This window comes from Streptomyces sp. NPDC056452 (assembly GCF_042796085.1).
Classification (GTDB): domain Bacteria; phylum Actinomycetota; class Actinomycetes; order Streptomycetales; family Streptomycetaceae; genus Streptomyces.
The window spans coordinates 90,149-110,068 of record NZ_JBHTRI010000007.1 but is presented as its reverse complement, the minus strand read 5'-3'; the positions used below and the strand labels follow the sequence as shown (position 1 = coordinate 110,068).

General features: G+C 68.4%; 17 protein-coding genes. 5 read left to right on the top strand and 12 right to left on the bottom strand.

Features of this window, described 5'->3' with window-relative positions; translation table 11 throughout:
* Positions 1 to 59: 59 nt before the first annotated feature.
* The 4 genes from ACFQ6X_RS09490 to ACFQ6X_RS09475 form a co-directional block, all read right to left on the bottom strand.
* Positions 60 to 764 (bottom strand): VanZ family protein, encoded by a 705-nt coding sequence (locus tag ACFQ6X_RS09490; protein ID WP_383178446.1) that lies wholly within the window; start codon positions 762 to 764, stop codon positions 60 to 62.
* A gap of 109 nt (positions 765 to 873) precedes the next feature.
* On the bottom strand, positions 874 to 2,295 hold the full coding sequence (locus ACFQ6X_RS09485; RefSeq protein WP_383178443.1) for a mannitol dehydrogenase family protein: 1,422 nt from the start codon (positions 2,293 to 2,295) through the stop codon (positions 874 to 876).
* On the bottom strand, positions 2,292 to 3,500 hold the full coding sequence (gene manD, locus ACFQ6X_RS09480; protein WP_383178439.1) for a D-mannonate dehydratase ManD: 1,209 nt from the start codon (positions 3,498 to 3,500) through the stop codon (positions 2,292 to 2,294). Before manD ends, ACFQ6X_RS09485 begins: the two co-directional genes overlap by 4 nt.
* 31 nt (positions 3,501 to 3,531) lie before the next feature.
* On the bottom strand, positions 3,532 to 4,953 hold the full coding sequence (locus tag ACFQ6X_RS09475; RefSeq protein ID WP_383178436.1) for an MFS transporter: 1,422 nt from the start codon (positions 4,951 to 4,953) through the stop codon (positions 3,532 to 3,534).
* Positions 4,954 to 5,073: 120 nt separating this feature from the next.
* On the opposite strand from ACFQ6X_RS09475, the gene ACFQ6X_RS09470 reads away from it, so the two are divergent.
* Positions 5,074 to 5,820 carry a GntR family transcriptional regulator gene (locus ACFQ6X_RS09470; RefSeq protein ID WP_383178433.1) on the top strand — a complete coding sequence of 249 codons (747 nt, stop codon included), beginning with the start codon at positions 5,074 to 5,076 and terminating at the stop codon, positions 5,818 to 5,820.
* Between the two features lie 120 nt (positions 5,821 to 5,940).
* Entirely contained in the window at positions 5,941 to 6,516 is a 576-nt protein-coding gene (locus ACFQ6X_RS09465) for a GNAT family N-acetyltransferase (protein WP_383178430.1), read from the top strand.
* 135 nt (positions 6,517 to 6,651) lie between these two features.
* Here ACFQ6X_RS09465 and ACFQ6X_RS09460 read toward each other — a convergent pair whose 3' ends face one another.
* Both ACFQ6X_RS09460 and ACFQ6X_RS09455 read right to left on the bottom strand, forming a co-directional pair.
* A complete protein-coding gene (locus ACFQ6X_RS09460; RefSeq protein WP_383178427.1) occupies positions 6,652 to 6,885 on the bottom strand; it encodes a DUF397 domain-containing protein in 234 nt (77 codons plus the stop codon).
* Positions 6,839 to 7,642 (bottom strand): HNH endonuclease, encoded by an 804-nt coding sequence (locus ACFQ6X_RS09455; RefSeq protein WP_383178424.1) that lies wholly within the window; start codon positions 7,640 to 7,642, stop codon positions 6,839 to 6,841. Before ACFQ6X_RS09455 ends, ACFQ6X_RS09460 begins: the two co-directional genes overlap by 47 nt.
* 161 nt (positions 7,643 to 7,803) lie before the next feature.
* Here ACFQ6X_RS09455 and ACFQ6X_RS09450 point away from each other — a divergent pair, with 161 nt between their 5' ends.
* On the top strand, positions 7,804 to 9,015 hold the full coding sequence (locus tag ACFQ6X_RS09450; RefSeq protein ID WP_383178421.1) for a DNA cytosine methyltransferase: 1,212 nt from the start codon (positions 7,804 to 7,806) through the stop codon (positions 9,013 to 9,015).
* Here the strand turns inward: ACFQ6X_RS09450 and ACFQ6X_RS09445 are convergent.
* The 6 genes from ACFQ6X_RS09445 to ACFQ6X_RS09420 all read right to left on the bottom strand — a co-directional run bounded on the left by ACFQ6X_RS09445 (position 8,950) and on the right by ACFQ6X_RS09420 (position 16,696).
* A complete protein-coding gene (locus ACFQ6X_RS09445) occupies positions 8,950 to 9,336 on the bottom strand; it encodes a very short patch repair endonuclease (RefSeq protein WP_383178817.1) in 387 nt (128 codons plus the stop codon). The two genes, ACFQ6X_RS09450 and ACFQ6X_RS09445, sit on opposite strands and share 66 nt — an antisense overlap.
* A gap of 543 nt (positions 9,337 to 9,879) precedes the next feature.
* Entirely contained in the window at positions 9,880 to 10,803 is a 924-nt protein-coding gene (locus tag ACFQ6X_RS09440) for a NaeI family type II restriction endonuclease (RefSeq protein ID WP_383178418.1), read from the bottom strand.
* Between the two features lie 127 nt (positions 10,804 to 10,930).
* Positions 10,931 to 13,855 carry a Z1 domain-containing protein gene (locus tag ACFQ6X_RS09435; protein ID WP_383178415.1) on the bottom strand — a complete coding sequence of 975 codons (2,925 nt, stop codon included), beginning with the start codon at positions 13,853 to 13,855 and terminating at the stop codon, positions 10,931 to 10,933.
* 47 nt (positions 13,856 to 13,902) lie between these two features.
* Complete coding sequence (locus ACFQ6X_RS09430) at positions 13,903 to 15,432, bottom strand: ATP-binding protein (protein WP_383178412.1); 1,530 nt, start codon at positions 15,430 to 15,432, stop codon at positions 13,903 to 13,905.
* Between the two features lie 261 nt (positions 15,433 to 15,693).
* On the bottom strand, positions 15,694 to 16,257 hold the full coding sequence (locus ACFQ6X_RS09425) for a hypothetical protein (protein WP_383178409.1): 564 nt from the start codon (positions 16,255 to 16,257) through the stop codon (positions 15,694 to 15,696).
* Positions 16,258 to 16,483: 226 nt separating this feature from the next.
* On the bottom strand, positions 16,484 to 16,696 hold the full coding sequence (locus tag ACFQ6X_RS09420) for a DUF4287 domain-containing protein (protein ID WP_383178406.1): 213 nt from the start codon (positions 16,694 to 16,696) through the stop codon (positions 16,484 to 16,486).
* A gap of 252 nt (positions 16,697 to 16,948) precedes the next feature.
* Between ACFQ6X_RS09420 and ACFQ6X_RS09415 the strand changes: the two genes are divergently transcribed.
* Both ACFQ6X_RS09415 and ACFQ6X_RS09410 read left to right on the top strand, forming a co-directional pair.
* Positions 16,949 to 19,234 (top strand): SpoIIE family protein phosphatase, encoded by a 2,286-nt coding sequence (locus ACFQ6X_RS09415; protein ID WP_383178403.1) that lies wholly within the window; start codon positions 16,949 to 16,951, stop codon positions 19,232 to 19,234.
* 187 nt (positions 19,235 to 19,421) lie between these two features.
* A complete protein-coding gene (locus ACFQ6X_RS09410; protein ID WP_383178400.1) occupies positions 19,422 to 19,919 on the top strand; it encodes a hypothetical protein in 498 nt (165 codons plus the stop codon).
* Position 19,920: the final 1 nt, after the last annotated feature.

The following is a 19,920-nucleotide window of genomic DNA, read 5'->3' as shown; positions in this document are numbered from 1 at the left end:
CTAAGCAGCAGACCGTGTCGCCGACGTATGCGAAGTCGCGCGCCCACCGGCCGCACGGCTCAGCCTGCCAGTGCCGGCTCGGGGCGGGGCCGGTCCGACGGCGCCTGCGCCCTGGTGCGCCACCAGCGGCGCGACGCCAGCCCGGCCAGTACGGCGCCGGTGGCGTTGACCAGTACGTCGTCCACGGAGGACACCCGGTCCAGGTCCAGGACGTACTGCGCGGTCTCGACCAGGACCGAGCAGCCCGCCCCGAGGGCCAGGACCCGTGGCAGGGACGCCAGTACCGCGAACCGCATCGGGGCGAAGAACCCCAGCGACGCGAAGACCAGCAGATTGCCGACGATCCCGAGCGGCCCCATCGTGACCAGGTCCCGCAGCGGAACCAGGCTCACCCGCGCGGGGACGATGCCGGCTCCGCCGCCCGGCATCATGGTCAGCCAGAGGAACGGCACCGTCCCGTGGACCATGCCCACCTCGGCCACCGACATCCGCCACGCCGACGTGGCGTCGGCAGCACGCCGGACGCGCGCCAGAACCCACACCACGAGCACGGCCAACGGCAGCGCGACCAGGGTCATGAGCACCACACCGTTGAACGTGTCCCAGCAGCCGTGCCACCGCCCGGCCGCACACCTCGGAGCGGCCATCAGCAGCGGCCCCCGAATGACGAACAACGCGCTCGCCGCGCCGAGGCCCGCCAGGCTGAGGAACACGACCCTGCGGGTGCGGCGGGGCGTTGCTGACCGGGGTGCGTTGTGGACCATGGCAGCCATTGAAGGCGGAAGCCTGTTGCCACGGCGTATGCGATTTTCGATATGCCCGCGATATGCCCGCGAGACACGGAGCCTCCGGCCGGTACCCCGGGTCGTAGGGCTACAGCAGGGCTTCCGGCCCGTCGGCGTCGAGGGCCGAGAGGCGTTCCCGTACGGCGGTGACGAACGCGTCGTCATCCGCGAGGTCCCGCGCCCCCAGTACGGCGAGCAGCCCGCGCACCGGTTCGTCTCCGGACCCCGTCCAGGCCGCACGGATGCGGTCGGCGGCGGGGTCGTCCAGCGGCTGGTCCCGGGTGTGGCGCATCCATGCCGCGAGGGCGCCGGTGAGGACCGTGGAGGGCCTGCCCGCGACCTGGATCTCGCGCAGCGGCGCGAGCCACCGTTCGGGGACCTTCTGCGAGCTGTCCGTGGCGATCTGCCGCAGCAGGTGCCGCATGGCGGGGTTGGAGAAGCGCAGGACGAGTCCGTCGACGTACCCCTCGACGTCGAGGCCGGCGGGCAGGCTGCCGGCGACCTCGGCGGCGTAGGCGCGCAGGACCGGCTCCCCCCACGGGGCGGTCATCGCATCGGCGACGCTCTCCCGGCCGTCCGCGACACCCAGGCAACTCAGCAGCGTGTGCGCACCGTTGAGCAGACGCAGTTTCATCACCTGGTAGGGGGCGACGTCCGGGACGAAGAGCGCGCCGGTGTCCTCCCAGCGGGGCCGGTCGGCGGCGAAGGTGTCCTGCAGTACCCACTGGGTGAACGGTTCGCCGATGACCGCGCCCTCGTCGCGGACACCGAGGACGGCCCTCGCGGCATCGCGGTCGGCCGCCGTCGTCGCGGGGACGATGCGGTCGACGACCGTGGACGGGAAGGCGACCGCGTCCTCCATCCACGTCAGGAGCGCGTCGCGGTCCGCCCAGCCGGAGGCCTCGACGTACTCGCCGACCAGCCGGGCGACGACGGCACCGTTGTCGGCCATGTTGTCGCAGGGCACCACGGACAGGGGCGCCCCGGAGGTGATCCGACGGGTGCGCAGGCCGTGCGCCAACTGCGCCACGACGGTGGCCGGGACGGGGGCGCCCGCCAGGTCGGCGGCGACCAGCGGGTCACGGGTGTCGAGGCTGCCGTCGGCAGATCGCCGGTAGCCCTTCTCGGTGACCGTGGTCGTCACGACCGTCACGTCCGGCGAGGCGAGCAGGTCGCGCAGTCGGGCCGCGTCGTCCACGGCGTGGCGGACCTCCGTGAGCTGCCCGACCACGCGGGTGCGGGGGCCCTCGGGGGCGCGCAGGGTCAGCGAGTACAGCCCGTCCTGCGGGGCGAGTTGCTCGACGACGGAGCGGCCGCGCTGCGAGAATCCGGCGATGCCCCACCCTCCGCCGTGAAGGGCCTCCGCCTGCTCGGTGTGAACGGCCTGATGGGCCCGGTGGAAGGCGCCGAGTCCCAGGTGGACGATCCGGGTGCCCAGTGCCCGCGGGTCCACGAGCGGTCCGGTTCCGGCGGGCAGGGCGCCGAGCGTCGCGTACGAGAGCCTGTTCACCAGTCGTGCACCGATCCGTCCGAACGGCGGCCCACCGGAAGGTACTTGGGGTCGTACGGGAAGCGGGCCGCGGCCTCCTCGTCCAGCTCGACGCCGAGGCCGGGGGCGGCGGAGGGGTGCAGGGCGCCGTCGCGGAGCTCGTAGGTGGGGCGGAACACCTCGTGGGTGACCGGGGCGTGCTCCATGTACTCCTGGATCCCGAAGTTGGGGACCGTCACATCGAGGTGGACCGCCGCGGACATGCTGACCGGCGAGAGGTCGGTCGCACCGTGTGAGCCGGTACGCACCTGGTACAGCTCGGCGAGGTTGAAGATCCGCCGCACATGGGTGATGCCGCCGGCGTGGGCGACCGAGCAGCGGATGTAGTCGATGAGGCGCTCGGAGATGAGCTGCTGGCAGTCCCAGATCGAGTTGAACACCTCACCGACGGCGATCGGTGTCGTCGTGGCCTGCCTGATCTGCCGGAAGTTCTCCTGGAGTTCGGCCGGGGACGGGTCCTCCATCCAGAACAGCCGCAGGTCCTCCAGGCGCGCGCCGAGCCGGCCCGCCTCGGTGGGGGTGAGGCGGTGGTGGACGTCGTGCAGCAGATGGAAGTCGAAGCCGAACTTCTCCCGGATGTCGGCGAGATAGCGGGGCGCGAAGTCCAGGTACCGCTCGGTGTCCCAGAGCTGCTCCTCGGGGAGGCCCGCCGAGGCGGGCTCGTAGACGGAACCCTTGCGGACGCCGTACGTGCCCGCCACACCCGGCACCGCGGCCTGGGCGCGGATCGCGCGGTAGCCGTCCTCCCTGAACCGGGCGACATCGTCGATGAGTTCACCGACGGTGGCACCGCTCGCATGACCGTAGACCAGGGCGCCCTCGCGGGCCTTGCCGCCCAGCAGGTCGTACACGGGCATGCCCGCGACCTTGCCCTTGATGTCCCAGAGCGCGGTGTCGACGGCGGCGATCGCCGTCATGGTGACCGGGCCGCGACGCCAGTAGGCACCCTTGTAGAGGTACTGCCACATGTCCTCGATGCGGTCGGCGTCACGGCCGATGAGCAGCGGTACGAGGTGGTCGTTCAGGTACGACGCGACGGCGAGTTCACGGCCGTTGAGAGTGGCGTCGCCGAGGCCGGTCACACCGTCGGAGGTGGTCAGCTTGAGGGTGACGAAATTGCGGCCCGGCGAGGTGATGATGACCTTCGCCTGGGTGATGGTGGCCATGGTGCAGCCCTTCGGGGAGCGAGGTGATGGATCAGTTGCGGGCGAGGGACCCGGCGCGCGGGGCGGCGGTCTCGGCACCCGGTGCTGCGGTCTCCCCCCGGCCCCAGTCGGCGTACTCGATGCCGCCGCGCTTGCCGGGTGCCGTCTCCGGCATGAAGAGCAGGGCCACGATGCTGACCGTGATGAGCGCGGCCACGTAGAGCGCGACCCAGGTGTAGGAGCCGTCACCGGCGATCAGCAGGGCGGTGGCGACGACGGTGAACGGGCCGCTGGCGATCATCGAGCCGAACTGCCAGACCACGGAGACACCGCTGTAGCGGGCGCGGGCCGGGAACAGCTCGGGGAAGTAGGACGCCTGCGGCGCGTAGGTGCCGGCGTGGCCGAGCGCGAGGCCGGCGATCAGCAGGAGCACGACGAGGACCATGCTGCCGCTCTCGATCGCCTTGAACGCGGGGACGACGAGCGCCAGGTTGAGGACCGCGGCGGCCAGGTAGACGGGGCGGCGGCCGACCTTGTCGGTGAGCCTGCCGATCAGCGGGATCGCGACGAGTTCGCAGGCGATGGCGATCATCACGGCGTTGAGGACCATGCTGTCGTCGATGCCGTGCTCCTTGGCGTAACTGACCAGGAAGACGGTGTAGAAGGGGAAGACCGCGGCCTCGACGAACTTGGTGAACAGACCGCCGAACACCTCCCGCTTGTGGTCGCGGGCGAGCAGCTTCAGGGGAGCGACCTGGTGTGCCTGCGTCTCCTTGGCGGCCTTGAAGGTCTCCGACTCGTTGACGCGCATGCGCACGAACAGGCCGATGAGGACGACGAACGCGCTCAGCAGGAAGGGCACGCGCCATCCCCAGGAGACGAACGCCTCCTCCGAGAGCAACGAGGTGAGCAGGGCGAACAACCCGGTCGGGATCAGGTACGCGGCCGGCGAACCGAGCTGCACGAAGCTGGCGAACATGCCGCGCTTGCCCGGCGGTGCCGCCTCCGCGGTGAGCAGGACGGCGCCACCCTGCTCACCGCCCACACCGAATCCCTGGATCAGGCGGACCAGGACGAGGATGACGGCGGCCCAGATGCCTATCTGGTCGTACGTCGGCATCAGGCCCACCGCGAAGGTGCCGAGGCCGGTGAGGAGCAGGGTGAAGACGAGAGCCTTCTTGCGGCCGACACGGTCACCGATGTGACCCCACACCAGGCCGCCCAGCGGGCGCGCGAAGAACCCGACGGCATACGTCGAGAACGCGGCCAGGGTGCCCACCGCGGGGTCCACCTCGGGGAAGAACACCTTGTTGAACACCAGCGCGGACGCGGTGCCGTAGATGAAGAAGTCGTAGTACTCGGCGATGGTGCCGACCACGGAAGCGCCCACGGTGCGGCGCAGCTCCTCGGGCGAAGCCTCGCCGGGTGCGGTCGTCCTCTCGGGGGTGGTCCTCTCGGGGGTGTGCTCGCTCATCTGCCTGCCTCCTTGCAGGTAAAAGATCACGTGGTCAGTCGCGTGAAGGACCACACAATCTAGATCGCGTCGGCTACCATACAAGTACTTCAGGCAACGTCAAGAGTGGGAGGGGCAACGATGGTCTTGTCCACAGGACTGCACGCCGCCCGGGCGCAGGGACGCAACACCCGGCAACTGGTGCACGAGCTTCTGCGCACACGGATCGTGCTGCTGGAGATCCTGCCGGGCACGGCCCTGTCGGAGAACGACCTGGCCGCCGAGCTCGGCGTCAGCCGCACCCCCGTACGGGAGAGCCTGATCCTCCTGGCCGAGGAGGGGCTGGTCGACGTGTATCCCCAGCTCGGCACGTTCGTGGCGCGGATCAAGGAGCGGGACATCGCCTCCGCCCAGTTCGTCCGCGAGGCACTGGAGCTGGCCGCCCTCCGGGACTCCGTGACACGCGCCGGTGCGCGGGACGTGCTGGAACTGCGCGCCCTGCTCGCCGCGCAGTCCGAAGCGGAACAGCAGTCCGACCCCGAGGCCTTCTTCAAGCTCGACGAGGAGTTCCACGCCCGCCTCATGGCGGCCGGCGGACACCCCGAGGTGTGGTCCGTCGTCAGCCACGCGAAGGCGCACCTCGACCGGGCACGGCGCCTGTCACTGCCGCTCGAGGACCAGCTGCCGCTCCTCATCCGCCAGCACACCGACGTCGTCGACGCACTGGAACGCCGGGACGTCGACGGTGCCGATGCCGCGCTGCGGGGACACCTGCGGCAGGTCTTCGCCGACGTCGACACGATCCGCACGCGCCACCCCGACCTCTTCGCCGACACGGACGCACCGCCGCGCCCGCGCCGCGAGCCGCGTCGGCGTGCGGAGGGGTGAGGGTGGGGCTGTGGGCCCTGAGGCACGGAGCTGGCCAGGGGCGCGCCCTCAGTAACGGGGCTCGCTCACGGCAGGCGCCGGCCTGAAGGGTTTCCACCGGGAGTGTTTAGGCTGCAGGGCATGAATGCGGCCGTGACCAGCAGTGGAACCTGTGAGCCCGTCATGCTCGACGTGGCGGAGCTGACGTCTGATCCCCACCTTTGGGCGCGGTTCGCCGAGTCGGCCCATCAGATCCTGGCGGACCTGGTCCGTGGAGGTGCGGCACTCGGCTGGGTCGAACCTCCCTCGCGTGACGAGGTGGCGGAACTGCTCGACCACGTCGTCTCTGCGGCACACGCCGGTGATGCGGCCCTGCGTGCCGCTTACACCGACCGCCGGCTGGTCGGGCTGGGGTACTGGCTGCGCTACGAGCGACCGACCCATCGTCCGCACGCCGATCTGGAGAAGATCGCGGTGGATGCCGCTGCCCATGGTCGAGGCGTCGGCCGAGCGCTGACCGCTGCCTTGATCGCTGACGCAAGGAAAGCGGGAATCGAGGTCCTCACCCTGGACGCCCGTGGCGACAACAGCCAAGCGCTGCACCTCTACCGGTCGCTGGGTTTCAGCGAATACGGCCGTCTGCCGGACTTCGTCGCCGTCGGCGCACGCCGCTACGACAAGGTCTTCTGCATGCTGGACCTCCGCCGAGAGGGGTGACACCTCTTCGCCCGATGGGCCGTAGGAACCGTCAGAGCTTCGGTACGACCGTGAACGGAAGCCTCTCTGCCCACTCGGCCGGCGCTATGGCGCCCGCATACCGTGAGCTGAGGCGGGACGCTGTCCGTCAGACGTTCAGCTCAGATCCCCCTCGCGCACCGCGCCGATGAAGTCTGCCCACGCTGCGGCACGTATATGGAAGCGTCCTTCGTGCGGCCGCTTGCTGTCGCGTACGGAGGCGCCGAGGGGGGAGACGGCTGTCTCCACGCACTCGGTCTCGTTGCCTCCGCTGTAAGAACGTCCTCGATCGCGCCCAGCAGCGTTACGAAGCTGGGCTGGGTGCGGCCGCGTGATCTCCCCCGCAGGCAAGGTCTCTGGTCAGAAATCCGGGAGCGAACTGCGCGATCTCGGCCCGCAGGGCGGCAGGTGTGCGCCAGGATTCACCGGGGCGGCTCCTGTGACACATCCGGTGGCAGTTAGCACAGAGGAAGGCCAGGTCGTCCAGCTTGGTTTCGCGGGGCCCGGATAGATGGAGGGGCAGTCGGTGGTGAACCTCGATGTAGCCCTGCCCGAGGGGCCCGTAGAACTGGCCGAAATCGAAGGTGCAGACCTCGCACTGCAACGGGTGGCCCAGCTTCACGGCCCGTGCGATCTTGTTAGCCCTGAGGCCCCGGTCACGTTCGCGATGCAAGGCCCAGCGGGCGAGGAGGCGGCCCTCGATCGCCGAGTTTCCCTCAGTGTCTACTTCGTCTGGATCCACTGGAATCTTGTACAGCTCACCCGTGCCGATCCCCAGCCGCAGAGCTTCGGCAGCCTCAAGCATCTCGGAGGGCCGTGTGATGAAGGCTGTGATCACTTCCTTGTCCAGGCGCCCTCCCTTGGTAGGAGTGCCGACGTAGGCAGGATGGTTCGTCGCCAGGTCGGTGGTCTTGTGGCTGACACTTCCTGTGGACCTGAATTGCGGGGTCACCCGCGCGACACCTTCGTGGATGGGCAAGGAACGAAGCAGGCCGGAGAGGTCGAGCACCCGGGGGTCGCCCTCCCGGAGCTCACTCCAGCCGTTCTCGACCACGAGTGCGCAGGCCAGCAGCAGCTCGTCGTGGGTCCACGTAGGGATTCTCGGCATGGGCCATATCGTATGAGTGTTCGCTGTCACGTGTGGGGCGGTCGGAGCGCATTGATGTGTGACGCACACTTGAAGGCGGTCGCGTTGTCAGTGGGGTCTGTCACCCTCTGTGATGACTGGTGGGAACCGTGCCAGTCGGGCTCAGTTTGGAAGGAGGGTGCATGACCAGCACCGAGAGGACGTTCACCTCGGTTGAGATCTGCGCTGGGGCGGGTGGGCAGGCGCTAGGCCTGCACAATGCGCTGTTCCGGCATCTGGCGCTGATTGAGATCGATCCCCATGCGGTGGAAACCCTCCGAGAGAATGTGGAGGGGAACCCGGAATGGGAAGGCTGCCTGGTCAAGCAGGCCGATCTGACGGAGCTCAAGCCGCTGGATCTGAGGCTTGAGCTGGGGCTGGAGCCGGGGGAGCTTGATCTCCTGGCCGGCGGCGTGCCCTGCCCGCCGTTCTCAGTGGCAGGCAAGCAGTTGGGTCGGGACGATGAGCGGGACCTGTTCCCGGTCATGCTTGAGCTGGTCGACGAGCTTGAGCCCAAGGCCGTGATGATCGAGAACGTCCGAGGGCTTCTGGAGCCCGTGGAGAAGTTTCAGGGGTACCGAGAGGAACTGCTGGAACGCCTGGAGCTCATGGGCTACGAGAAGTGCTACTGGACGGTGCTGGAGGCCAAGGACTACGGCGTTCCGCAGCTGCGCCCTCGCGCCATTCTGGTGGCCATGAAGCGGGACTGCATCCCCTATTTCGTTGCTGCCAAGCCCGAGAAGCGCGAGCTGCGCACGGTGCGGGCCGCACTGGACGAGACGATGACTGCCCGCTTCACTGGCGTCGACGACCCGCGAGCAGCGAGCACGCTGAAGACCTGGCAAGAGAAGGCGCTCAAAGGTGTTGCCCCCACGCTCGTTGGCGGATCTAAGAAGCACGGTGGTGCTGATCTTGGTCCGACCCGGGCGAAGAAGGCATGGGAAGCGCTTGGCGTCTGCGGGCTGGGAGTAGCAAATGACTCGGCAGAAATGAAGCGGCAGGAGAGCCAGGAGCGTGACCTCTTTGCCGCTGCCGGGCCGAAGCTAACCGTCGAGCAGGCCGCGATCATCCAAGGCTTCCCACAGAGCTGGAAGTTCAAGGGCAAGAAGACTGCTGCTTACCGGCAAGTGGGCAACGCCTTCCCGCCGCCCGTTGCCCAAGCGGTTGGTGAGCAGATCATCGCCGCGCTCAAGGCTGCAAAGGCAGCCGGCGTCGTTGTCAGCGTCCGGGAGCAGCGGGCCGTGGCTGGCAAGCGGGACAGTGAGCAGCTCTTCACGCGGGCTGAGATTTCAATGCCGGCAGTTCCGAATCCGGCTGACCGCAGCAGCGATCGTGTGGGCGCAGTCGTCGGGTGACTCGTGTTCCCAGAACCGGAGCACCGTCCAGCCCGCGGCCTGGAGCCGCTCGTCGGTGTCCCGGTCGCGGGTGACGTTGCGCAGGACCTTTGCGGACCAGTAGCTGGAGTTGGTCTTCGGCGGGATGTAGTGGTCTGGGCAGCCGTGCCAGTAGCAGCCATCGACGAAGACGGCCAGCTTCGCCGGACGGAAGACGATGTCAGCCGTCCGGCGAAGGCCTGGCAGAGGCTTCGCAGCCACTCGGTACCGCAGGCCCTGGGCGTGCAGAAGCCGCCGGATCAGCAGTTCCGGCTTGGTGTCGCGGCTGCGGATCGCCTGCATGTTGCGGCGCCGTGCGGCGGATGAAGCCCAGGATCCTTCCGGAGCTTGCCAGGTGTCGTTGTTGCTTACCATTTTCGGGAATGCCAGCATTCTTTAGGATGTGCTTCTATTCGCCCTTAGTGCGCCCTGCACTGTTTTCCTGCTATGGGGAAATTGTGTCGAAATCTAGTCTGCGCGAGCGCATCTCATGGGCGCGATAATTCCTTCTTCCTTGTGGCCATTATAGGTCAAATCCGAGCTCGCAGGGTTCGCGAAGTGTGGGAATCGTCCCGGGTTGCAATCTGGAACATCGCGGGCCAGGGCGGCTGTCTGAGGTTCCCTTGAAGTGCTGAGGGAGGTTATTCGCGTCCGTGGTCTTGGGGTTTTGGGAAGGGATTCCGGGAATAAAGCTCGTGCGATTCTGGCAGGGGGTGCGCGTTATTCGGGCCTGAATGGCGTCCCGGTGCTTCCTGATCGATGGGAGTCCCCCAAGGCCTGTTACTGCTCAACTCCAGCCCTCGGATCGGTGCTGAAGGTGATGATCGCTTTTTAAGGATGAGGGCGCTACTGAGCTGATCTGGCCGTGCTCTCCTGCGCCTTTGGCAGGTGCGGTGCCGTCTCTACCGCGTCACCTGGCTGGGCGATGACCCAGAATTCCCCGTCGATCTCTGCCCGTGGGCGATTTCCGTGCTCGGGCCGGGCGCGCACGACGCGGTGTGCAACGAACTCTCCTTCCTCTGGCACCGGGCCACCGAGGTCTCTGGCCACTGCCTGGTGGCTTTGGTAGTCGCCAAGAACGATGATTCCCTCGGGGCGCAACGCGGGGCGGGCTCGTGTCTTGCTCCCCTCACGGACCCGCGCCATGTAGTCGAGTTGCTGGGCAGCAGTGCGCACGACGCCGCGGCCGATGCGCTTGCCGTGCACTGTCCGGAACAGCTCACGGACGCGTTCCTGCCCTTTGTTCTTGCCAGGAATCAGGATGCGCGCCCGCGTTGACGGGGAAAGGTGGAGCAGAATGTTCTCCGGCAGGGCAGCGTCCTTCCAGAGCCATGTGATCTTGCTCCTGTGCTCTGCCTTGACAGTGAACTTCATGTCCCGGTTGGTGCCGATGTTGAGCCACTCGCGTTCTATCCGCATGAGACCGGCGCTCCAGAGGCTCTTATAGTCATCAGCCCAGACGAGCAGGCACAGATGGCCTTCGGCCTCAGGAGGAATCATCCAGGAGCCGAACTTCTGTGAGTACTTGCAGTCGACGTCGATCCCTTCGATGCGGTAGTCCATGTCGACCCCGTCGTGGAACTCGAACTCGCGCTGCAGGTTGATCTCTACAAGGGTTCCCGCGTGTGTCTTCTCGGTCTTGAACAGCGTGGCCCAGTCATAGCGGCCAGTGGCCTCGCCGTTCAGCAGCTGATCGATGGTGTCCCGCAGCACTCGGGCGAAGCGGTCGCCATCAGGATCGAGCCGGATCAAGTGCTGGTGCACCAGCATCAGTTCTGGGTCATCGCAAACGCCGGGTACCGGCCCCGGGGGGTCAAACAGAGTCACCTGACACTCTTTCGTGAAGCGGCGTGGACGGAGTACCTGCTTGACTACCGGGGTGATCGCGGAGTTCCCGTCAGGGGGAAGTTGCCGTCACGAAGACGTCCCGTGCGTGGCTGGAGTCTTTGGCCTGGAATCGAAGAAGCTGCCGCGTGGAGTCGATCGCAGACTTCGGCGGAATCAAGGTGAAGGCCATCGTGACCTTCGACGGGTCAGCAACTCCGTGGGGTGCTGCCGAGGCCGTCTCAGCATCGTTCCGCCCCTCAACCACTGGGTAGAGGAGCATCACTCCGGTGCTCGGGCTGATCGAGAGATCCTCGCTGCCCGGTCCATCGATGATGCGCTGGGCTGAAGTCCGGTGCTCCACACCTGAAATGCGTCCGAAGACGGTCTTCCCTGCCTGACGGCTTCGACGGGCAAGCGAAAGGGGTACCGAGCCCAGAATGCTTGCCTCGGTTCGGTTCGAGCGGGACAGCTGAGGAACGATGACGAGCCAGTCGTCCACCTTGGCAAGTCGGCCATCGAGCTGCGAGAGGTAGGTCAGATGGGGCCGGAAGAGCTCAGGCCGCTCCCACTCAAGCGCACTCAGAATAGAGACAAGTTCCGCGTGAGAGATGGTCGCTGTGAGGGCAGAGAAACTGCGCGACAGTGAACTCGTGCTGTCTGACGGGTTGGTGAGGGTGACGGGTGCTGAGCCGAGGGCGCTGAGCAGAGGCTCCCAGCGTTCAGTGTTACGCTCCGTCGCTGCTGCGTCCGAGGGGTAGGCGGCGGGTTCGATCGGCTGCCCCGGCGACCGGATCTCCACCAGCTCCGCGTTGAACATCTTGTTGCGGGCCGCCGGCTTCAGCCACGACAGGTGCTGCGAGACCAGCGGCGGGATCTGGGCCGGGGTGACCTGGGACTTGCCGTCCACCAGGGCGGCGTAGCGGGTGAGCTGGGCGCGGAAGGTTTCCTCGTCGCGGCAGATCGCCTCGAAGGCCTCGTACAGGTCGACGGTCTTGGATTTGCCCAGGGCCTCCTCGCGGCCGATGTACAGGCGGACCAGGTCCCGGTAGTTGGGGCGGAAGCCGAACCAGCGGCCCATCTGCATGAGGGTGTCGGCCTGCTGGGTGGTGCGGCGGTAATACGTGATCGTGAGGCCCTCGATCGTGAAGCCGCGGGAGAGCTTGGTGCCGCCGACCAGGATCTTCCACACGTGCGGCGTGCGGTCGAAGTCCAGCTCCGGCTGCTCGTAGTCCCGTTCGGTGTCACCGTTGACGATGATGACCGGTTCGCCGCCCGAGTTGATGAGCTGGCGTGCCCGGGAGACGTACGGCTTGAGGTCGTCGTACGACGTGGGCGTGGGCAGGCCGTCGTCCGCGAAGCGCTGGAAGTCGTCGGCGAGGAGGGCGGCGAGGCGGGCGTGACCCTCCTGACCGGTGTAGGCCGAGCGGTGCCACATCGAGTTGATGCGCAGGGCGAGAATTGCGTGTTCACGCTGCCGTACGGACTCGTGGACGAGCATCGTGTGGTGGCGGAACGGGCCTTCGGGTACGCCATGGGCCGCTCGGTACAGCTTCAGCGCGCCGGTGAGGACGAAGGCATCCAAAGCTTCCTGGAGACGGTCGGTGGTGCCGTCGTAGATCCCGCGTACGTGTGTCTCCTCGGCGGTTCCCTCGGACTCGAGGTCGTGGAAGTCCTGCACGCCCATATAGCCGGTCGGACGGGGGAGGGAGATCAGGAAGTCCCGCGGGAAGATGTCCTCCTCGTCGCCCGGATCCACGAAGACATTGGCGAAGGGCGTCGCCGTGTAGCCGACGTACTGGGCGCGCGGAAGCAGGCTGAGGAGCTGCGTGATCTGGCCGTTGATGGCCTTGCGCGTGACCTTGCCGTCCTCCCACTTCTTCGGGTCCGTCGTGTTCACCGATGCCTGGTCGGACTCGTCGTCGATGATCAGAGCGGGGATCTCGGAGAGGATCGGGCCGATCTTCTTCAGGTCCTTGATCAGCTTGGCCAGGACCAACGAGTTCTTCTTCACCACCATCACGCGCGCGGCCGCGTGGTGCAGGTTGTCCGGGACGTACAGCGGCTGGGTGCGGTCCTGCTTGTCGAATTCGAGGGCCCTGATGCCGGTTTCCAGGCTCTTGTAGTCGTTGTCCCGTGTCGTGAGGCGCTCGATGTCGAAGGAGCCCAGCGTCGACGGACGGCCGCCGTGGCTGACGAACTTCGCCGGCCAGTCCTCGTCGTCCTGGTAGTCGACGCCGACGAGCGCGTCCGTGTCCGCCGGGTCGGCGCCGCGCAGGATGTTCTCCTGGCCGATCAGTTCCATGTCCAGGCGGCGCTGGGTCTGGCCGCGGAGGAGGTTCAGGGTGCCGCCGAGCACGATGACCAGGCGGTAGCCGGCGTCGATGGCCTTCGCTGTGACGCCGGTGAAGTTGGCGGTCTTACCCGACTGCACGTATCCGACAACCAGGCCCCGTGCGCCGTACGCCTCGGTCCGGGTGGGGTCGGAGAGACGCTCGACCACGGCGTGGCTCGCCTCGTCCAGGCTCGAAACCGCCGCGTCCGACCAGCCCTTGCGGCGCAGTGTCTGCTCGTAGGAGTTCCAGTAGAAGGCGCGTGCCGCCGCCGCGTCCCGGGAGTACCAGGAAGTGAACTCCTTGCTGATGACCGTCGCGCCGGGCTCCTTGAAGACCGGGACCGCATGGTCGAGTGCCTTCCGAAGATCGGCGCCGAAGCCGAGGCGGTCGTACGTGTCCGAGCGCCGGGCGTCCGTGCGCGCGGGGGCGTCGGACCAGTCGGCCTGTTCGGCGAGGTCCCAGGACGTCAGCGTGCGGTGCCAGAGCGCGGTGAGCTCGTCGCCGGGGCCCGCTGTCACTATCCGGTCCTGGAAGTGACGGTTGGCGGTGTCGGCCGGTTCCTCCGCGTCGGACAGTGCGAAGGCCAGCTTCGAAAAGGCCTTGGGGCCCCGGCGCATGGCCGCCAGGACGTCGCCGTGCAGGTTGAACAGGTGATCGGTCATCGTCGGCGTGGCTTCCTCAGGCGTGGCGGAGTACGGGGCGGTGGGTGTCAGCGGGCGAGTTCGCAGCGGGCCGCTTCGACCAGGACGCTGTTCCACAGGGCGATGTTGTCGGTGTGGACGGCCCTGACGCGCTCCTTCTGGAAGATCTCGTTGACCATCAGGTAGAGCATGCTCTTCACCACCGGGGCATCGTTCAGACCACCGCGCCGGCCACCGTTGAACACCTGCCGGTACTCCTTGTTGAGCTTGATCACGCGCTCGTCGCGGTCGAGTTCGAAGAACAGCTCCGACGGCAGTGTGTCCCAACGGAACGTGAGCGGGTCCTCGCCCTCCAGCTCCGGCAGTTCGTCGCGGAGCGTGCGCTTCAGACGCGGGTCGAGTCCCTTGCCTGCGGGGATCACCGCCTTGCGCTGCGGCTCGGAGGCACGCTTCGCGGCTTCCCGGTAGGTCGCCTGCGCCTCCTGGACGTACTCGGCGAAGGAGTGGCCCGCCGTATCCGTGGCCTGCTCAAGACCTCGTGCGAAAGCCGGGGTCACGGTCACGCCGTCCTTCTTGACCGTGAGGCTGAAGACGTCGTTCGGTTCGGCCGGGAGATCGATCGCTATACGGGCGAGGGCCAGGTGCCCCTCCGCGCTGCGGGTGCTGTTCCAACCGCCTCCCTGGACAAGCCGGTTGTTGCGGTAGATGTAGAAGCCCTGGCGCTCGGCGAGTGAGCCGATGCCACGGAAGCTGACGAGCGGGGACTTCGGCGGCCAGATGTGAGCGGTCAGAGCCACTTCGCCGACGCCCTCGACGGGGGCGGTGTACGTACGCGGGTAGCCCGCCCGTCCTGGGATGCGGTAGCCGAACGGGTCGATCGGCTCGACGCCGCGGTGATCCAGCTCCTCCTTCGTCGTGACGTCCTCGACGACGATGTCGACGTTGAAGTGCTCGTCGGCCAGGAAACGGTGCAGGTGGAGCCCCAGGTGCGTCTCCAGCTTCTCGATCGCGTCGTTGAGGTAGCGGTCCGCCTGTCCCGCGGTGACCGTGTCGAAGGCACGGACCCGGTCCCAGCGGACGATCGTGCCGTGCCACTCGATCAGGCCGTCGTAGCGGTCGACCAGGTCCTGGCAGTAGCCGGGGTCGACGATGTCGCAGGTGAAGTCGGCCTGGGCGCGGGCCGTCAGCCAGCGGCGGCCGGTGGACGGGCTGCGCTTGGTGCGGCTGATCACGGTGAGCGAATCGGCGTGGGAGAGAGAGGCGGCCTTGAGGCCGGCGCCGAAGTGGCCGAGCGCCCTCGCCCCGTAGTCCTGCCTGCCGCCGACCGTCATGGCGGTGTCGAGCGCCTCGTCGTTCATGCCGGAACCGTCGTCGACGACGAGGAGGCTGACGAGGCGGTCCTCGTCCCGGAGGAAGCTGATGACGACATTCCGGGCGCCCGCGTCGATGGAGTTGTCCACGAGGTCGGCTATCGCCGCCTCGAACCCGTACCCCTGGTGCGTCAGCGATTCGACGTAACGGGGCGCGGGCGGAAGGCGCTTGCTGCCGGTCGTCGGGATCTCGTACTGCCAGTCCGCGGAAGGCTGGTAGGGCGGCATGGGAACTTCCTTGCGCAGACAGAACGGGGCTTGTGTGGGGACGAGCGGCCCGGGGGCGATTAGTTGAATGTGATCGTATTGCAAAGATGCGACATAGGGGAGTCCCGGTGAATTCCGGTCGTCCCGACCGGGCGAGCGGGGGATTTGTGGCGCATTACCGCTGCTCGCGAGGCCCCGTGCGGAGGGCGACGCCGGCGCCCGCGCAGCCGAGCGCCCCCGTGCGGCGCGGGAGCGCTCCGTACGGGGGTCGCGGTGGCTGTGTCAGGCGCGTACTGCGGTGATCACTACACCGTTCCCGGCCTGGATCCGGAGCGTGGTGCCGTCCCACGTGACGGGTAGCGGGAACGGTGTGGTGTCCACCGGGGAGCCGGCGTCGACCGGGGCGGATTCCGCGGAGTGGCCCCACTGCAGAGTGAGCGAGGCGTCGTCGGCGACCGTGGCGGGCATGCCGGTGGCCGCCCAGACGTTCTCCGTACTCATGTTGTCGATGCGGACCACGAGTTCGCTTCCGGTGAGCTCGAAGGTACCCATCAGGTCGTCCCCGTCGAGGCTCCAGTTCCGGCCCGTGAACTCGATCCGCTTGTACTCGTCGTTGACCTGCCCCTGCGGGGTGAAGGCGAGGTTCCATGCGCCGGCTACGAAGGCCTGGACCGCGGCCCCGGTGACCGTCGGCCTGGCGGGCTTGCCGGCCGCTCCCGGCGCCTCGTCGCCGTCGTTCTTCCCGCCGCAGGCCGCCAGGGCGACGGAGAGCAGGCCGAGACCGCCGTACCTGAGCATGTCCCGCCTTCGGACGGACTTGCCCAGCTGCCCGAGTCCGTTCAGCACCGGTGCCTGCCTTCCCCTTGTGCGGCCGACCGGGCCTGCCATCCGACCACCTGTCCGCCCTGTCGTTGTTGGGAGCCAGAGTGTGGCGCAGGTGTGGCCCGGATGTCAGTGAATTGCGCATATGTGGATGTACTCGTCCTTCGGGGTGAGGAAAGTGGTAGTGGGGTGCGTGGCGTCCCATCTGCCCGGACTGGCGAGCGGTCCCCCTGGCAGGCCGAGCGTCCCCCTACACGGCCTTGTCCTCGGCGAGTGTGTGCGCGACCAGGGCGTTGGCGTGGCCGTGGCCCAGGCCGTGCTCCGTCTTGAGCCAGGAGACGAGCTCCATGTGCTTGGTCAGGGGTGAGGTGCGAATGAGGTCCTTCCACTCCGCGATCGGGCGGCCGTGCTTCTTCTCGATCGAGGGGAAGTAGCTCGCGGGGCCCTTTACCGGTTCGGTCATGTCGCTGCGTCCTCTTCCGTTTCGTACGTCGTCGGGTGATGCCGTGTTCTGTTGCGCTTATGACTGCGGCCGCGCCCGAAAGTGATCGGTGGCCCCGGGGCGACCTTTCCGATTCCGATGGGCGGGCCCGTAACGCGTCCGGCCGAGGCTCCGGTCGCGGGCGTCGGGCAGGGGGCAGATCCTGGGGGCGTCGGTGTCGGTGTACGGAGGCCCGCTCCCGGGTCCCGTGGAGGGGGCGAAGGAGCTGGGTTGATGGCTGACACGCCCCTGATGGCCGTGGACAGCGCCGGAGTGGTCACCGGGTGGAGCAGCGGCGCCGAGCAGCGTTTCGGGCTCACGGCTGCCACCGCGGTGGGACAGCACGTCATGGTGGTGCTCGGGGGCGGGTTGCCGCAGCCGGCGGGCGCCGGATGGGCAGGACCTGCCCTGCGGCTGCAGCCACTGCCGGGGTCGGACGGGGGCTGGGGCATCTGGCCCGACGCGGGCAGCGGGCCCGGCGAGGACGCCGTGGGACCGGCCGTGCTGGAAGCGCTCTTCACGCAGTCGCAGGTACGCGTCCTCGCGCTCGACCCGCAGCTCGACATCATGCGCGTCAGTGGTCCGTCCGAGGACGAGGCCGCCGTCGCGCGGCTTCGCGGGCGGCCGTTCGCCGAGGTGTGCGGCTTCGTGGACGCCGAGAGCGTCGAGGCCTTCGTACGTGAGGCCCTGCACGCCCGCGGTCCCGGCGCGGAGCGTACGTTCCGGGCCCGGCCGACCGACGGGTCGGCGGGCCTGCGCACCCTGTCCGTATCGGCGTTCCGGTTGCAGGACCATCAGGGGGAGGTCCTGGGGGTCGGGGTGGCCGTGGTCGATGCCACCGATCGGGTGAGGTCGAGGGCCCGGGAGGCGGCGCTGACCTCGGTCCGTCAAGGCGTGGGGCGGACGCTGGACGTCGAGGCCACCTGCCACGAACTCGTCGACGCACTCGTACCCGGCTACGCGGACATCGTCGTGGTCGAGGTCGTCGACGGGGTGCTGCGCGGCGAAGAACTCATTCCGTTCCCGCTGGCCCCCGGCATTCCGTTGCGTCGTGCCGCCGCCAGCGGCAACAGCACCGATCCGGCCCACCCGGTGGGAGACGTGCGCGCCGTCGCGCCGGGTACGCCCTACGCGCGGGTGCTGTCCGATCTCCAGCCGCGACTGGTCCCCCTGAAGGACGCCCCGTGGGCCGACGCCGACCCCGCGCGTGCCCGTTCGATCCGTTCGGTCGGCGCCCACACCCTCCTGGTGGCACCGCTGACCCTGCGCGGAGCGATCCTGGGCATGGTGAGCCTCTACCGGTGCAACGACTCCGAACCGTTCCGCGACGAAGACCTCCCGGTCGTCTCGGCACTGGCCTCCCGCAGCGCCCTCAGCATCGACAACGCCCGCCGCTACGTGCACGAGCACACCATCGCCAGCACCCTGCAGCGCCGGCTCCTTCCCCGGTACCCGGCAACGCGGACCGGTGTCGAGACGGCCCATCTGCTGATGCCGGGCGGAGGAAGCGGCTGCTGGTTCGACACGATCGCCCTGTCCGGTGCCCGCACCGGAATGGTCATCGGGGAGGTGGCAGAGGGCGGCATCCACGCGGCCACCACCATGGGCCAGCTGCGCACCGTCGTCCACGCGCTCGCCGCACTCGATCTGGAACCGGACGAACTGCTCGCGCGCCTGTACGACACGTCGCGGCGACTGGCGCGGGAGCGCGCCGAGCTGCCGCCCAGCGACCCGCTGCACAGGAGTCCGCTCGCGGCGACCTGTGTGTACGCCACGTACGACCCGTTCAGCCGTACGTGCACGGTCGCGTCGGCCGGGCACCCGGCCCCGCTCGTGATCGGCCCGGACGGCTCCGCGGCGGTGTCCGGGCTGCCCGAGGGGCCGTCGCTCGGCTCCCCCGAGCAGACACCGTTCGCGACCTCCTCGTTCACGCTGAGCGAGGGCAGCATGCTGGCGTTCTACAGCCGGGCCATGCAGAGCCACGCCGAGTCCTCGTCCGGTGCCCTGCGCCGCGCGCTCGCCCACCCCGAGCGTCCCCTGCAGGAGCTGTGCGACGCGGCCGCGTACGCGCTCCCCGACACGCTCGACCTCCAGGGAGCCACCCTGCTCCTGGCACGGACCCAAGGCATGCCCGCGGACCGTTTCGCCGCCTGGAAACTTCCGCACGACAAGTCGGCCCCCGCGGCGGCCCGCCGTCTGACGACCCGGCAGCTCGCCGACTGGAACCTCGACGAGGACGCGCGCTACGCGGCCGAACTCATCGTCAGTGAACTCGTGACCAACGCGGTGCGCTACGGCAGTCCGCCGCTGGAACTGCGTCTCATCCGTGACCGGGGACTGACGTGCGAGATCAGCGACACGAGCCCTGTGGCTCCGCACCTGCGCCATGCCCGGACGGTCGACGAGGGCGGGCGGGGCCTCTTCATCATTTCCCAGCTCGCCAGCCACTGGGGCGCCCGGTACGCGCCCGAGGGCAAGACCGTCTGGGCCGAGCAGACGCTGCCGCCCGAGCCCGACTGAGCCTGTCCGAGCCCGCCGGGTCGCGGTTGCCCCGGGTGGGGGATCTGCTGCCGTACGGCTCGTGAGTGGAGTGGGTACAAAGGGGTGCCCCGTGTCAACTCGCGTGAAATACTTGTGTGTTCAGTGAATCGCTTCAGGATCGCTTCATCGCGGGGCGGCGGCAGCGGTGCCGATGGGGGCAGAACGCATGGCAGACGGGGCGCAAGCAGGCGGGCAGGAGCCCGGACGGAGCGGGGAAACGGTCGAGTTACGGATCAGCGTCAGCGGCACCCACACCCGCAGGGACGACCTCGAAGCGCTCCACACCTGGCTGAAGAGCGCGCCCGCGCTCGAAGAGGCGCGGGAGCGGCACGAGCTCGGCGTCGGGCGGAAGGACTCGCTCACGCAGACCGAGGGCATGAGCGGGGAGCTGATCCAGGACATCATCCTCGTCGTCTCCGTCGAGGTGGCCCGTTCCGTCTCGGAGAACGCGTGGCGGTCCGTGGAGACCTGGCTGCGCAACCGGCGCAGGTTCGCCGACCCCGAGGAGACGCCGCGCGTCACCCTCGACGGGCCGGACACGGGGCCCGGTTCCGGCCTCGGCCGTGACACCGCCCGTGACACCGATCGTGACGGCCCACCGGAAGCGGGGCCCGAGGCCGGCCCGCGGAACGGAGCGCGCGGCGACGAGCCCGGAGAGGTCTAGG

Coding starts and splice junctions, on each gene's coding strand:
- ACFQ6X_RS09445 (WP_383178817.1), bottom strand. CDS start 9,336: ATGCAGGCGATCCGCAGCCGCGACACCAAGCCGGAACTGCTGATCCGG.
- ACFQ6X_RS09490 (WP_383178446.1), bottom strand. CDS start 764: ATGGTCCACAACGCACCCCGGTCAGCAACGCCCCGCCGCACCCGCAGG.
- ACFQ6X_RS09440 (WP_383178418.1), bottom strand. CDS start 10,803: ATGCTGGTGCACCAGCACTTGATCCGGCTCGATCCTGATGGCGACCGC.
- ACFQ6X_RS09420 (WP_383178406.1), bottom strand. CDS start 16,696: ATGACCGAACCGGTAAAGGGCCCCGCGAGCTACTTCCCCTCGATCGAG.
- ACFQ6X_RS09435 (WP_383178415.1), bottom strand. CDS start 13,855: ATGACCGATCACCTGTTCAACCTGCACGGCGACGTCCTGGCGGCCATG.
- ACFQ6X_RS09450 (WP_383178421.1), top strand. CDS start 7,804: ATGACCAGCACCGAGAGGACGTTCACCTCGGTTGAGATCTGCGCTGGG.
- ACFQ6X_RS09475 (WP_383178436.1), bottom strand. CDS start 4,953: ATGAGCGAGCACACCCCCGAGAGGACCACCCCCGAGAGGACGACCGCA.
- ACFQ6X_RS09430 (WP_383178412.1), bottom strand. CDS start 15,432: ATGCCGCCCTACCAGCCTTCCGCGGACTGGCAGTACGAGATCCCGACG.
- manD (WP_383178439.1), bottom strand. CDS start 3,500: ATGGCCACCATCACCCAGGCGAAGGTCATCATCACCTCGCCGGGCCGC.
- ACFQ6X_RS09470 (WP_383178433.1), top strand. CDS start 5,074: ATGGTCTTGTCCACAGGACTGCACGCCGCCCGGGCGCAGGGACGCAAC.
- ACFQ6X_RS09455 (WP_383178424.1), bottom strand. CDS start 7,642: ATGCCGAGAATCCCTACGTGGACCCACGACGAGCTGCTGCTGGCCTGC.
- ACFQ6X_RS09415 (WP_383178403.1), top strand. CDS start 16,949: ATGGCTGACACGCCCCTGATGGCCGTGGACAGCGCCGGAGTGGTCACC.
- ACFQ6X_RS09410 (WP_383178400.1), top strand. CDS start 19,422: ATGGCAGACGGGGCGCAAGCAGGCGGGCAGGAGCCCGGACGGAGCGGG.
- ACFQ6X_RS09465 (WP_383178430.1), top strand. CDS start 5,941: ATGAATGCGGCCGTGACCAGCAGTGGAACCTGTGAGCCCGTCATGCTC.